A 14,030-nucleotide genomic window follows, 5' to 3' on the forward strand; every position below is an offset into this window, starting at 1 on the left:
AAATCATGTTAGGGATTTTTAGTGATTTTGCTAGTTGGTTTACCTATACCATTCTAGAGTTATCACCAGAAACCAAGTTGGGAGATGCGGTACATTTTTTTATTGAGGATGTCAGTAAAATATTTGTACTACTGCTTTTTATGATTTACGTGATAGCGCTGATGCGGGCCTCACTGAATGTAGAAACGGTACGTGACTATTTGGCGCGTAAACATCGTGGAGTCGGCTATTTGATGGGGTCAAGCTTTGGCGCTATTACCCCATTTTGCTCCTGTTCCAGTATCCCTATCTTTCTGGGTTTCACCTCAGCGGGTATTCCCGTGGGTATCACAATGGCATTCTTGATCACCTCTCCACTGATTAACGAAGTGGCTGTGCTCTTACTGATGAGCTTATTGGGGTGGAAATTTACCGTACTCTACGTAGTTATCGGCATGGCTGTTGGAATTCTAGGGGGCTTATTTCTTGATGCGATTAAAGCCGAGAGGTGGTTACAGTCCTTTGCTGCAAAAGCTCTAGAGAGAGGGCAATCTCAAACGCAAGAACCGTCCAACTCTGTACTTAAACCTAAAAAACTTTCAATTAAGGAACGCCACCAATTCGCAAAAACGGAATCTTTTGAGATTTTTGGCCGAGTCTGGAAATGGGTGATTGTTGGTGTTGGATTGGGGGCAGCTCTACATGGTTTTGTACCCGATGGTTGGATTCAGGAACATTTAGGTGACGGCCAATGGTGGTCTGTGCCTGCGGCGGTACTGCTGGGCATACCGCTTTACTCCAATGCGACGGGTGTAATTCCCGTGATGGAGAGCCTCATCGTTAACGGCTTACCTATTGGCACAACATTAGCGTTTTGTATGAGTACAGTAGCCGCCAGTTTTCCTGAATTCATTTTGCTCAAACAAGTGATGCAGTGGAAGCTATTAGCAACACTGTTTGCATTGCTTTTGGTTGCTTTTACCTTAGTCGGTTGGCTGTTTAATTTCTTCACTCCATTTCTATAAAGGATAAAACTATGAAAAACATACAAGTACTGGGTAGCGGTTGTGCGAAGTGCATAAAGACAGCGGAAATAATTTCCGAAACTGCTCAAGCATTATCAATCGATGTAAACGTAATAAAAGAGACCAATCCCGAAGTTATTATGGGTTATGGCGTGATGAGCACACCTGCGGTAGTGATCGATGAAAAGCTTATTCATTCTGGATCTGTACCCCAGGTATCCCAAGTCAAAGAATGGTTAGAGCGGGAGTAAATTCCTCATTCTTATTCGATAGAGGGCCCCTTAGCAAGGGGGCTTCTTGCTATTACCAGTCATATTTATTTTGGTTTATCTATCAAGTAAGTCTTGTCTTTTTTAGGAGAATAATCATGTCCAATAAAATGACATTTAACGTCGTCGCCAATCGGATTGACGCGCACGGCAGTACCGTAAAATGTAAAGATGCTTCATTGGTGATTGATACAGATTTGAAAGGCCGTATTGACGCTTTTAATCCTGCTGAACTATTAATGAGCGCATTAGCAGCATGCATTATCAAAGGGATTGAACGCGTAACACCTATTTTAAAATTTGACCTGCAACATATTGAAGTAGAGATTACGGGTGTAAGACAAGATGCCCCGCCCAAAATGGAGTCTATCCAATACACCATAAAAATCACAACCCAAGAATCGGATCATCGCTTAGAACTGCTACACGATAATGTTCGTAAATTCGGAACAGTATTTAATACGATTGCGCCTGGCACCAATCTGACTGGTTCATTAATTCGCGCATAATACAAAGTGACATAATATGACTCATCAACATACTCACACCACTAACTATGGCCGATTGTTTGGCATAGGTATAGCGCTAAATATTGGCTATGTTTTGCTTGAATTTTCATTTGGCTGGCACATCAACTCTCTCGCGTTACTGGCCGATGCTGCGCATAACGTGGGAGATGTTGCTGGTTTGTTGTTGGCGTGGATAGCTGTGGCCATGGGCAATATAAAAGCCAACCAGCATCATACCTTTGCCTGGAAAAAAGCATCCATTCTAGCGAGCTTTTTTAATGCTGCTATTTTGCTTTTGGGAATGGGGGCATTAGCGTGGGAGGCTATCTCTCGATTTGGCCAAGTCAATAATGTGCAACCTGAAACCATTATTTGGGTTGCCGGTGTTGGTGTAATTATTAATGCTATTACTGCGGCTCTATTTTTAAAAGGCAGTCAGTCTGATTTAAATATTAAGGGGGCATTCTTGCATATGGCCGCTGATGCATTGGTATCACTGGGTGTGGTTATATCTGGCATCATTTATATCTTTTGGCCACTCTCTTGGTTAGATCCAATGATGAGTTTAATTATTGCAACAGTAGTAGTTCTGAGTACATGGTCATTATTTAAGCGCTCCACTCACCTTTTATTTGAAGGTGTACCTGACGACATTGATCCCAAATCTGTAAGTGATGCGTTAATTGCGCATCCCCAAGTCCGACAAATTCATGACTTACATATATGGGCCATGTCTACCACTGAAAACTCTTTGAGTGTACATATTGTTATCGATCAATCCGATAATAATTCATTTGAATTACTCAAAGAAATTGAAGAGTTAATTAGCCATCAGTTTAAAATTTCACATGTCACCATTCAAATAGAGTCATTGGGTTTTGCAGAACAATGTTCTTCCTTGTCATGTACCTTCGATCCACAACCATTATCTGGTCAAAATGCTTAAATATTGGAGCTAATCATGTCTCATCCCTTTGATGCATTGTCGTTTGGAAACGGCGCTAAATTTATTTTCACAGCATGTCCTGGCACCCAAGATGAAGACTTGGTTGCATCATTAACAACATTAAAAGCTGTGGGTACAAGTGCCGTAGTAAGCCTGCTATCAGATACAGAGATCGGGGTGTTAGGCGTTACAGGTTTAGGCGAAGAGATTAGTCGCCAAGGTCTGGCTTGGTATCAGTTACCGATTGAAGATGACTGTGCACCTGGTGACGATTTTTTTGAGGCGTTTGCATTAGTCAAAACTGAGTTGCTCGACAAAATGAATCGGGGAGAAACAATAGTGATCCATTGTAAAGGGGGCTCTGGTCGAACAGGGTTAATGGCTGCCATTTTATTACTTGAGAATGGAGATAGCTGGTCCGATATCATAGCGCAGGTTCAATCTTTACGTCCAAAAGCACTCACACTGCCCCATCATCTTAATTTTATCCATACGCATTATTCTATCTGAGGTATTTATGACAATCAAAGTTGGTATTAATGGTTTTGGTCGCATGGGACGACTCTCTTTTCGTGCCGCATTCGACTGGGATGATGTGGAGTTTGTGCAAATTAATGACCCAGCGGGAGATGCCTCAACACTCGCACACCTGATTACGTTTGATTCAGTTCATGGACGTTGGCACCATGAAGCCAGTACAGAAGGTTCAGATATTATTGTGAATGGCGCACGTATTTCCTGTACTCAAAACATCGCCATTGAAGATACAGACTGGTCCGATTGTGACGTGGTAATTGACGCATCAGGAAAGATGAAAACAGCAGAATTACTTCAACCATACCTTGATCAAGGGGTGAAGCGCGTAGTAGTAACGGCCCCCGTTAAAGAAGATGGCGTGCTTAACGTAGTAATGGGCGTTAACCATCATCTTTATGACAAGCAAGTACATCCTATTGTTACTGCTGCATCCTGTACTACTAACTGCTTAGCACCTGTAGTGAAGGTTATTCATGAAAACTTGGGTATCAAGCATGGATCAATGACAACCATTCACAACATTACGAATACTCAAACAATTCTGGACGCCCCGCACAAAGATTTACGTCGTGCCCGTGCATGCGGTATGAGTATGATTCCCACAACTACAGGATCTGCAACTGCAATAACTCATATTTTTCCTGAGTTAAAAGGTAAGCTGAATGGACATGCTATACGCGTTCCTCTTGCTAATGCCTCTATCACAGACTGCGTATTTGAGGTTGAGAGAGCAACGACCATTGAAGAGGTGAACCAGCTGCTAAAAAATGCTTCTCAGGCGGAGCTTGAAGGCATCTTAGGTTATGAAGAAAGGCCCCTCGTTTCGATTGATTACAAAACCGATCCTCGCTCAAGCATCATTGATGCATTGTCGACCATGGTGATTAACGGCACGCAAGTGAAAATCTATGCCTGGTATGACAACGAGTGGGGCTACGCCAACCGCACTGTTGAGTTAATGCGTCTGGTCGGTTTGTCTGATAAGGAAGCAGAGTGAATGAAATGGCTCGCACAACTATCACCTGAAATTCGTCAGTACATGGTGGTCACCGGTAATTATTGGGCGTTCACCCTGACGGACGGTGCGTTAAGAATGCTGGTTGTGTTGTATTTCTATGGGTTGGGTTACAGTCCGTTGGACATCGCTATGCTGTTCCTTTTTTACGAAATTTTCGGCGTAATAACGAACCTTGTGGGTGGTTGGCTAGGCGCTCGATTAGGCCTCAACAAAACCATGAATATTGGTTTGTTTCTGCAAGTGGTAGCTTTAGGCATGTTATTGGTGCCTGCATCAGTGCTGACTATTCCCTGGGTCATGGCAGCCCAGGCGGTGTCGGGAATTGCCAAAGATTTAAATAAGATGAGCGCCAAAAGCTCCATCAAATTGCTGGTTCCCACGAATGCCGAAGGTCAGCTCTATAAATGGGTGGCGATACTCACTGGCTCAAAGAATGCACTCAAGGGTGTCGGTTTTTTCCTCGGCGGAGCCTTACTCAGTCTATTTGGTTTTAGAGGCGCAATACTGGGTATGGCCGTAGCCCTGATCCTGGTTTGGATCTCTAGTTTATTGACCCTAAAGAAAGATTTAGGCAAAGCAAAGAACAAGTCAAAATTCACCGAAACTTTCTCCAAAAGCCCAGCCATTAATTACCTCTCAGCCGCACGCATGTTTCTGTTCGGTTCCCGAGATGTCTGGTTTGTCGTTGCATTACCTATTTATTTAGCGAACACTTTTCAGTGGGACCATTGGATGGTTGGAGGATTTCTAGCGATTTGGGTTATTGGCTACGGGATTATCCAGTCAATTACCCCGTTATTAACAGGTAAAAAAACAGGGCTTGCTCCTGATGGTAAAGACGCATTCATTTGGGCCTTGGCCTTACTGTTCATTCCGATCGTAATTGGAGTACTTCTACAAAATGACATATATCCTTCAATAAGTTTGATTACAGGGCTGCTAATCTTTGGAGCCGTATTTGCAATCAATTCATCCATCCATAGCTACTTAATTGTTAGCTATGCAAAAGAAGATGGAGTTTCACTTGATGTTGGCTTCTATTACATGGCTAATGCTATGGGGAGACTAATTGGTACTGTGTTATCGGGATATGTTTTCCAAGTAGCGGGTCTGGAAATGTGTTTGTGGGTTTCTGCGATGTTTATTGCAATAACATCCGTGATCTCCTTTAAGCTACCAAAACATAAAGATCTTTTGAAAAACTGAAACGGTGCGCAACACTTGTTCTAACAATCTAGACAAATGGGTAGCAGCAGATCGGAAACGGTATGGTCATGTCACTTCAAAGCTGCGATAACCGCCACCTAGTCAACCGAAAGAATGATACATTAGCAACATCTAAAGGTCAGCTTGGGGTCGATACCTTCCATGGTCTTCCGCTCGCTCAACGTTCACTTTCAGGGATTTAGATAGCTGGGCAAGGGCTTTTGGGACTCGACGGTCAGAACGCTACCGATGTTAAAATGGGCAAACTTAGAAAGGTTTGTTACACGGGATGGTTGAGGTTACGTCGATACATAGCACTGCCACCTGCTTCGTAGTTTCACTACAAAAATAGTGCTTATGCAGGCTTCTAGTAAACATTATTCAAACTTATGCGCATTTTAGGCAGACTTATGGTTCGTTTTTGTTGGGTATTTGGCGCAATGACAATCATTACGGATTTGACATGTTTGAGGTGTATAAGGTGCCGGATGATTTATTATTAAGCATTAAAAAGCTGCTTAGATGCGGCTTTTTAACAGGTATTATTTAGGTTTAATTACGACGATGTGAATAACGCCGGTATTGGAATAAACGCCTCCATTGCTGAAACCACCGAAAAGCAGGCAGGAGATGTGTATCGCTCCTGCCTGTCATTTTATGCGCGTTTAGCGAGTTTCTTTTGTGCGGCCAATTGATCGGCCAGATACTCGTCGTAGGTTCCCTGGAAATCGATCAATTTTTTATCCTTGATTTCGATAACACGAGTCGCCAGCGAAGATACAAATTCACGGTCATGACTGACGAAAATCAAAGTGCCGGGGTAATTTTCCAGTGCCATGTTTAACGCTTCGATCGCTTCCATATCGAGATGGTTAGTCGGCTCGTCCATAATCAGAACGTTAGGATTAGACATCATCAATTTGCCGAATAACAGGCGATTTTTCTCACCACCTGAACACACTTGCGCTTTTTTGTTGTAGTCATCGGCAGAAAACAGCAGTTGTCCCAGTATGGAACGGACAATCTGATCGCCATGGCTGGGTTTACGCCACTGGCTCATCCAATCAAATACGTTGATGTCAGAATCAAAATCAGCCGTGCTGTCTTGTGGGCAGTAGCCGAATGAGGTGTTTTCAGACCATTTAACCGTACCCTCTTTAGCGCTTAACTGGCCGAGCAAACAACGTAACAGCGTGGTTTTTCCCGCGCCGTTTTCGCCGATAATGGCCAGGCGACTGCCGGCATCCAGGATAAGATTACCACCACTGAAGAGTTGATCTCCTTCAAAGCCGTGACCAATATTTTCCAGTATCAGCGCCTGACGGAATAATTTCTTATCTTGATTGAAACGAATAAACGGGTTGATACGGCTGGAAGGTTTTACTTCATCCAACTTTATTTTATCGATCTTCTTAGCGCGCGAACTGGCCTGTTTGGCTTTAGACGCGTTAGCGGAGAAGCGGCTGACGAATTGTTGCAGATCAGCGATTTCAGCACTCTTTTTAGCATTTTCTGATAACAGACGTTCTTGCACTTCGTTTGCCGCCATCATGAAATCATCATAAGTGCCGGGATAAACACGTAGTTCGCGGTAATCGATATCAGCCATGTGAGTACATACGGAATTCAGGAAATGGCGATCATGTGAGATGATGACCATAGTGCTTTTACGTTCGTTGAGTATTGTTTCCAACCAATGAATAGTGTTGATATCCAGGTTGTTGGTTGGCTCATCCAGCAAAAGGATATCCGGATTAGAAAACAGCGCCTGTGCCAGCAATACTCTTAACTTCCAACCGGGTGCAACTTCACTCATCGGGCCATAGAGCAATGATTGATCAATGCCGGCACCCAATAGAATATCTTCTGCCCGGCTTTCTGCACTGTAGCCATCCATTTCAGAAAAGATTACTTCGAGTTCAGCAACCTTCATGCCTTCCTCTTCAGACATCTCAGGCAGAGAATAGATGCGCTCTCGTTCCTGTTTGATCTCCCATAGCTCTTTGTGACCCATAATAACCGTGTTAACCACACTGAACTGCTCAAAGGCGAACTGATCCTGATGTAATTTACCGACGCGTTGATTAGGGGAGATAGAGACGTTGCCAGAAGTAGGGGTCAGGCTGCCGTCGAGTATTTTCATGAAGGTTGTTTTGCCGCAACCATTTGCGCCAATCAAGCCGTAGCGATTACCGTTGCCAAATTTTACAGAGATATTTTCGAACAATGGCTTGGCGCCAAATTGCATGGTGATGTTTGCGGTGGAGATCAATGAATTATTCCTGAATCTGGAAAGCGTTTAAAAATGCTGCATGAGCGGTACGGTACTATAAAGTATTGTTGGGTGATTCAAAGGGGTAAATTGCATTTAATTGGATGAATTTTGTTCAATTTGGCGTAAGTTCCCGCTTGTTAACCCGTTTTATAATCTGGATATGCCCATAGCGCCTTGAAAGCACATGAGTTAATGGATTAAGCCCATACATAATCGCTGAATTCGACGGTAGAATAGCCGGCGTTAACTTTTTAGCATGACCGGCGTATTTGTCCCGGTCATTGATAACACGAGTTGAGAGCAAGTATTGAGACCACGAATTGAGAGTACGAATTGAGAGTACCAATTGAGAAGAAACACGTGAAAACCAGCCAGCGTTTACAACAAATCGATACAATGATTACCCAACGTTATGACCATATCTGGGATTGCTGCTGTGATCACGGCTTGTTAGGCTATCGATTGTTACGCCGCGAGGCTACCCGGACCGTACATTTTGTAGATGTGGTTGAGCCGCTGATAGCTGAGGTGCGAACCAAGCTGCAGCGTTTCTTTACGCAGGGTTTTCCTGAACACAGTTGGGAAGTTCATTGTACCGATGTGGCAGCACTGCAAGTGTCATCCGCGGCGCTCGGCTCGCCTGAAAGATCGTACGATAGTTCGAGTGAAAGTACGCATGAGAACAGGTGTAAAAGTTCGCATCTGATGGTGATTGCGGGTGTTGGCGGTGATTTGCTGATTGAGTTGGTGAGAGGCTTGCTTAACGCTAATCCTGATCAGAATCTGGAGTTTTTATTATGCCCTGTTTATCACAACTATAAGGTGCGCGAAGCACTGGTTGATATGGGGTTTGGTCTGCTAAATGAAAACCTGATGCGTGAAAATAATCACTTTTACGAAATTATGCACGTGTCTACTGATGCTCGTGAGCCGATCTCGTTAGCAGGCTCCATGATGTGGGATTTTTCCCGTGAGGATGATAGAGAATACTTAGCGCGCACTATTAATCATTATCAGCGCATGTCAAAAAATCCAGGCCGAGACGTACAGCGGGTTATCGACGCTTATCAGGCGTTAGGCTGCGTTCTTTAATTTAGAATTATTGTTTCCAAAATATTACAAAGAATAACCAAAAGTTATATATGAAACTCTTCACAAAGGGTTGTCATAAAAATATCTTTTAGTTGTCTCTGTTTGTTCATAATTCCTGTTTATTCTTTTCGCCAATGATTTGAATAACGCTTTACCGGTATGACAGTGCCGGTAAATGATCTGGCAGGAAGATATGTCGAATAAAGTAATATTGGTAATTCTTGATGGGCTTGAGTACCGCACGGCTGAACAGTGCATGGGCTTTTTGCATGCCTTGAAAGAGCAGGGTAAAGCGACATTGTACAAGCTTCAATGTGAGCTTCCATCCATGTCTCGCCCGTTGTATGAAACTATCCTTACGGGTACACGGCCTGCTGAAAGCGGCATTGTACATAATCAGGTGGTGCGTAACTCTACTCAAACCAGTGTCTTTAGCTTAGCTCGGGAAAACAATTTAACTACGGCTGCCGCGGCTTATCACTGGTTTAGTGAGCTGTACAATTGTGCTCCCTATAATGCGGTTAGAGATCGTTTTACCGAAGCGCCTGAGCAGCTCATCCAATATGGCTGTTTTTATCACCAGGACCATTATCCCGATAGTCATTTGTATCTTGATGCTGAATGGCTGCGCCGCAAATACGATCCGGATTTTCTGTTAGTACATCCCATGAATATTGATGATGCGGGTCACCGTGCCGGGTTTGATAGTGCGCATTATCGTAATACTGCCCGTCACTCAGATATGTCGTTGTCTTCTCATCTGCCTGAATGGATAGCGGCGGGGTATCAGATTCTGATTACTGCGGATCACGGCATGAACAATGATAAAAGCCACGGCGGCACCTTAGCAGAAGAGCGCGATATTCCTTTATTTGTTATCGGAGATCGTTTCACCCATCAAATTGAATGCCTGCCTCAGCAAACCGATATCTGCGGCGTGGTCTGTGAATTGCTGGGAATACAAGGCCATGCGAAGCCTGTAGCGAGTGGGCTCTTAAGAGCAGAGCTCAGCTATCAAGGGGCTGTTTAATGGCTTTGGCGATTTTTGATCTGGATGAAACCTTAGTTGCTGGTGATAGTTGCTCTCTTTTTTGTCAGTTTATGTTGGCAGAAGGTTTGGTTGGCAGTGAGTTTGTTGAACGTGATCAGCAAATGATGGCTTTGTATAACGCTGAAAAATTAGTGCTTGATGATTATATAAGTTTTTTTATTAAACCACTGAGCCAGTTAAGCATCGCCGCCATTGACGAGATGATGCCGCGCTTTGTTGAGCAGTATATTGCCCCGCGTATTTATTCTGAAGCGCATCAGATTTTAGAGATTCAAGCGGCACTGGGAAATCGTTTGCTGATTATTTCTGCGACTGCTGAATTTATCGTCAGTGCTGTTGCACGCTACTTAGGCGTCACCGATGTTTTAGCGATTCGACTGGCGAGTGAGCAGGGGTTTTACACCGGCAAGATTGAAGGTGTTCCCACCTTTCGAAATGGCAAGGTAACCCGGTTGCGCAGCTGGTTAGTTGAACAGGGTGAAACGTTAGCAGGGGGGCAGTTCTACAGCGATTCTATCAATGATCTTGCGTTGTTAGAACAGGTCGATTATCCCACTGCAACCAACCCGGATGGACAGCTTTTACAAATAGCTAAACAACGCAACTGGCCTGTTCTTAATTGGTTTGCTCTTAACTCGCCTGCTCATAATCTGCCAGCTATCAACAGGTTAACTGCGCAACATGAAACCAATCCACTTCAGCTTAATAAACCTTTTAATAAACCTTTTAATAAACAACGTAACGACTCATTCAATGAAGAGTCCGTTCAACACTTAACCCTTCAGGAAATCACTCATGTCTAAACTTTTGATCGCTGGTGCCCTAGCACTGATCTCAGGTAACGTAGCCGCGTCATGTCCGTCTGTGGCGGGTGCTGATGCCGGTGGCGCTTACCCTCATATATTTGAAAAGGTTGAATTTGAAAGCCAGCATTCTTGCCTGCTGACATTCCATGAAAACCCTGTTATTGGTGCATTGAATAGCCGTATTGCCGGCAATCCGGAGTTGCTGCCTTTGGCACAGCGTTTACCACAAGAACCTTTGGTCATTGCTCCCTATCAGCGCATTGGTCAGTATGGTGGTGTGCTGAATGGGATTTCAAAAGCGACTGAATCGGGCACCTCTGATCTGTTGTCGTTACGTCATGTGAACTTAGTACGTTTTAGCGATGATCTTGCAACGGTAGTGCCTAACGTAGCTAAGTCCTGGAAATGGAACAGTGATTTTACGGTACTCAAGGTTAACCTGCGTAAAGGTCACAAGTGGTCTGACGGTAGTAAGTTTACCGCTGAAGATATCGCCTTCTGGTACAACAATATGCTGATGGATAGCCATATTATCGAGAAGCCAAAAGAGCGTTTTTTATCAGCCGGTAAAGCGATAAAAGTGGATGTTCTTGATGAAACCACCGTCCAGTTCACCATGAACAAGCCTGCGCCGGGTTTTTTAGATAACTTTGCTCAGGATTACGCTCAGCCGTTTCAGCCTAAGCACTTGCTGGCTCAGTTCCACCCTGATTTTAATAAAGACGCCGATAAGAAAGCTCAGGCACTGGGTTTTGACAACGGCTATGCGGTGATTAATTTTTACTACGGCCAATCAGACTGGAAAGATATACCCACACCTCTGCTAAAAGATAAAGCGGCTTCTGATCGTCTGGTCAGTGCAGGTTTAACGGCGATTATGCCGACTTTGGAATCTCATTTGGTAGCAGAAGAGTCTCTTGAAGGTCGTCGTCTGGTCGCTAACCCATACTTTTTCCAGGTCGATACGGCGGGTAACCAGCTGCCATACATTAATGAGATTAAAGAAGTCTTCATCGGTGACGAAGATATCCAGACGGCTAAGTTGATTTCTGGCGAAGTGGACTACAAGGCGCAGGCGGTTAACCTCCCTCAGACTCCGGTATTACTGGAAAATAAGGATCAGGGTAAGTACGAACTTGCACTTCGCCCGACTATTGCACAGACGACGGTTGCCTTTAATCTGACCGATAAAGACGAAGAGAAGCGTGCGGTATTCAACGATATCAACTTCCGCCGCGCTATGTCGGTAGCGATGAACCGCGAACAGATCAACGAAATCGCTTACTTCGGTTTGGGTAAACCAACGCAGTACACCGGTTTCGACGCTGACACCACACCCTTTGTCACTGAAGAACTGCAGAACAGCTGGACACAGTTCGATCCTAAAATGGCGGCTGAACTGCTGGATAAAGCCGGTGTTGTTGATAAAGACAATGATGGCCTGCGTGATCTTCCTTCGGGCAAAAAGCTTGAGTTGAACATTCAGTATGCCACTCAGGGGACGCCTACTGAACTGGTTGAAATCATCGCTAATAACTGGACGGATGCGGGTGTTAAAACCACTATCAAGGAAGTAACGTCGGATGAATACCGTAACTCTCAGACGGCTAACGATCTGAGTGTGCTGAGCTGGGTGATGGGACGTCCACTGTCAAATATCGCCAGTAACACTGAAACGCTGGTTCCTCCTTATGGTGGTTTCTTTGATCTGCGCACCGGTATGCTGTGGTCACAGTATCAAGATACTAACGGTGCTGAAGGTGTGGCGCCGCCAGCAACGGTTGCAAAAATGCAAAAATTGGCCGCGCGCTTCGTAACATTAAAAGCAGGCACTGCAGAGTCTGACACGCTGGGAATGGAGATTGCCACGCGGGTGGTTGATGACCTGTTCATTATCGGTACGGTAAAAGCGGTATCTCCGGTTTATCGCAGTCGCTCTCTGGGTAACTTCGAAGTCCCTAAAACCTCGTCATACGAGTTCTACCGTATGTACCCCTACCTTCCTACCCAGTGGTTTTTGGGTAATGAGGATATGGTTAAAAACTAATTGTTTAAAAACTAATAGATTACGAGCTTAGTAAAGGGAGGGGCGCAGTCTCTCCCCTTTAGTTATTTCTGCTGACGGAGTCCGGTCGTGATTGCCGATTTTTTTACTAATACCTGGTTGTTATGGATCCTGCTCAGTGTGGCAGGCTTGCTGTTTTGGCGAAGCCGCAGCAGTCAGTATTTTCATTATGTGCTTAACCGTTATCTTCTGGCGCTGATGACACTATTGATTGTCAGCGGTATTGTTTTTTCGTTGATGGAAGTATTACCCGGCGACTGTGCTGAAAAGTATATTGCTTATAAAAGTACACAAGGCGAAATGATTACACAGGCTGATATTGCTGCTGAAAGGTCGCGAATGGGGCTGGATCGCTCATTGATTGTTCGTTGGAGTAGCTGGATAACGGATCTGACATTAAAAGGCGATCTGGGCTTTAGTTGTGCTAAGCGCCAGTCAGTCAATATTGCTCTGGGAGATCGCTTCTGGATGAGCTTTGGCTTCTGTATTGCAGGTTTGGTTTTTGCCTATGTGATTGCTGTGCCGTTCGGTATTCTCTCTGCTTATATGATCAATAAGCCCTGGCTGGATACCAATCCACAGCATAACCAAAAACAGCGATGGATAAACTCAATCGGGTTGAGTTTCAACAAATTGCTCGATCTTAAACTGCGAATTATCAGCTATCTTGGCTTGGCATTACCGAATTTCTTGTTAGCGTTGAGCATCATTCTGCTCTACGTATTCGCCGGTGAACCTGTGCCTACCGGTTTATTTTCGGACCAATGGAGTGCTGAGCCCTGGTTTGGTGTAAATGGTTTTCAATACGCCAAGCTAACTGATTTTCTGAGCCATATCTGGTTGCCAATTTTTGTTATCGGCTGGGCGGCAACGGCGCTGCAATTACAGACAGTGCGTGCTCTGGTTGTCGATGAATCTAATAAGCTCTATGTCGATGCGGCACGTGCACGCGGTGTTCACGGCATGAGTTTGTGGGTGGGTTATCCGGTACGCCATTCTATTAGCCCGTTGTTTAATAGTATCGGTTTCGATTTTCAGCGTGTATTTAATGATCTGCCCATCGTAGCGGTTGTTATCGGCCTTACCGATTCCGCAGCATTATTAATTGAAGCGTTGGCGATGACTAATGATCAGGAGATGGCTGCAGCGATTCTGTTTCTGGTGGCGCTGGTGGTTATCTCGATGAATTTTATTACTGATATTGTTCTGGCGGCAGTCGACCCGCGCGTCCGAAAAAGTGTACTTGGATAAA

At 44.5% G+C, this 14,030-nt stretch carries 13 protein-coding genes; 12 read left to right on the forward strand and 1 reads right to left on the reverse strand.

Going from position 1 to position 14,030, the window contains the following annotated elements; all coding sequences use genetic code 11:
* Nucleotides 1-5: 5 nt before the first annotated feature.
* The 7 genes from Nant_RS20285 to arsJ all read left to right on the forward strand — a co-directional run bounded on the left by Nant_RS20285 (nt 6) and on the right by arsJ (nt 5,489).
* Entirely contained in the window at nt 6-1,004 is a 999-nt protein-coding gene (locus tag Nant_RS20285) for a permease (protein WP_054343512.1), read from the forward strand.
* Nucleotides 1,005-1,015: 11 nt separating this feature from the next.
* On the forward strand, nt 1,016-1,255 hold the full coding sequence (locus tag Nant_RS20290; RefSeq protein WP_054343513.1) for a thioredoxin family protein: 240 nt from the start codon (nt 1,016-1,018) through the stop codon (nt 1,253-1,255).
* A gap of 116 nt (nt 1,256-1,371) precedes the next feature.
* Nucleotides 1,372-1,782: an OsmC family protein gene (locus tag Nant_RS20295; RefSeq protein ID WP_054343514.1), complete on the forward strand. Its 411-nt coding sequence runs from the start codon at nt 1,372-1,374 to the stop codon at nt 1,780-1,782.
* Nucleotides 1,783-1,798: 16 nt separating this feature from the next.
* A complete protein-coding gene (locus Nant_RS20300; protein ID WP_054343515.1) occupies nt 1,799-2,728 on the forward strand; it encodes a cation diffusion facilitator family transporter in 930 nt (309 codons plus the stop codon).
* Nucleotides 2,729-2,743: 15 nt separating this feature from the next.
* A complete protein-coding gene (locus Nant_RS20305) occupies nt 2,744-3,238 on the forward strand; it encodes a cyclin-dependent kinase inhibitor 3 family protein (protein WP_054343516.1) in 495 nt (164 codons plus the stop codon).
* 7 nt (nt 3,239-3,245) lie between these two features.
* Nucleotides 3,246-4,262, forward strand: coding sequence for an ArsJ-associated glyceraldehyde-3-phosphate dehydrogenase (locus Nant_RS20310; RefSeq protein WP_054343517.1), 1,017 nt, complete (start codon nt 3,246-3,248; stop codon nt 4,260-4,262).
* The gene (gene arsJ, locus Nant_RS20315) at nt 4,263-5,489 is read left to right on the forward strand and encodes an organoarsenical effux MFS transporter ArsJ (protein WP_054343518.1); all 1,227 of its coding nucleotides are present in this window, start codon (nt 4,263-4,265) and stop codon (nt 5,487-5,489) included. It begins immediately after the preceding gene.
* 655 nt (nt 5,490-6,144) lie between these two features.
* On the opposite strand, the gene Nant_RS20320 is transcribed toward arsJ, so the two are convergent.
* Nucleotides 6,145-7,761 carry an ABC-F family ATPase gene (locus Nant_RS20320; RefSeq protein ID WP_054343519.1) on the reverse strand — a complete coding sequence of 539 codons (1,617 nt, stop codon included), beginning with the start codon at nt 7,759-7,761 and terminating at the stop codon, nt 6,145-6,147.
* 363 nt (nt 7,762-8,124) lie between these two features.
* Between Nant_RS20320 and Nant_RS20325 the strand changes: the two genes are divergently transcribed.
* The 5 genes from Nant_RS20325 to Nant_RS20345 all read left to right on the forward strand — a co-directional run bounded on the left by Nant_RS20325 (nt 8,125) and on the right by Nant_RS20345 (nt 14,029).
* The gene (locus Nant_RS20325; RefSeq protein ID WP_054343520.1) at nt 8,125-8,856 is read left to right on the forward strand and encodes a tRNA (adenine(22)-N(1))-methyltransferase TrmK; all 732 of its coding nucleotides are present in this window, start codon (nt 8,125-8,127) and stop codon (nt 8,854-8,856) included.
* A 193-nt stretch (nt 8,857-9,049) separates the two neighbouring features.
* Nucleotides 9,050-9,886, forward strand: coding sequence for an alkaline phosphatase family protein (locus Nant_RS20330; RefSeq protein ID WP_054343621.1), 837 nt, complete (start codon nt 9,050-9,052; stop codon nt 9,884-9,886).
* Nucleotides 9,886-10,710, forward strand: coding sequence for an HAD family hydrolase (locus Nant_RS20335; protein WP_054343521.1), 825 nt, complete (start codon nt 9,886-9,888; stop codon nt 10,708-10,710). Before Nant_RS20330 ends, Nant_RS20335 begins: the two co-directional genes overlap by 1 nt.
* Nucleotides 10,703-12,760 carry an ABC transporter substrate-binding protein gene (locus Nant_RS20340; protein WP_054343522.1) on the forward strand — a complete coding sequence of 686 codons (2,058 nt, stop codon included), beginning with the start codon at nt 10,703-10,705 and terminating at the stop codon, nt 12,758-12,760. The genes Nant_RS20335 and Nant_RS20340 overlap by 8 nt, the downstream gene beginning before the upstream one ends.
* A gap of 87 nt (nt 12,761-12,847) precedes the next feature.
* The gene (locus Nant_RS20345; protein WP_054343523.1) at nt 12,848-14,029 is read left to right on the forward strand and encodes an ABC transporter permease; all 1,182 of its coding nucleotides are present in this window, start codon (nt 12,848-12,850) and stop codon (nt 14,027-14,029) included.
* The last annotated feature ends 1 nt before the right edge of the window (nt 14,030 follow it).

The organism is Neptunomonas antarctica, from assembly GCF_001305295.1.
GTDB lineage: Bacteria > Pseudomonadota > Gammaproteobacteria > Pseudomonadales > Balneatricaceae > Neptunomonas > Neptunomonas antarctica.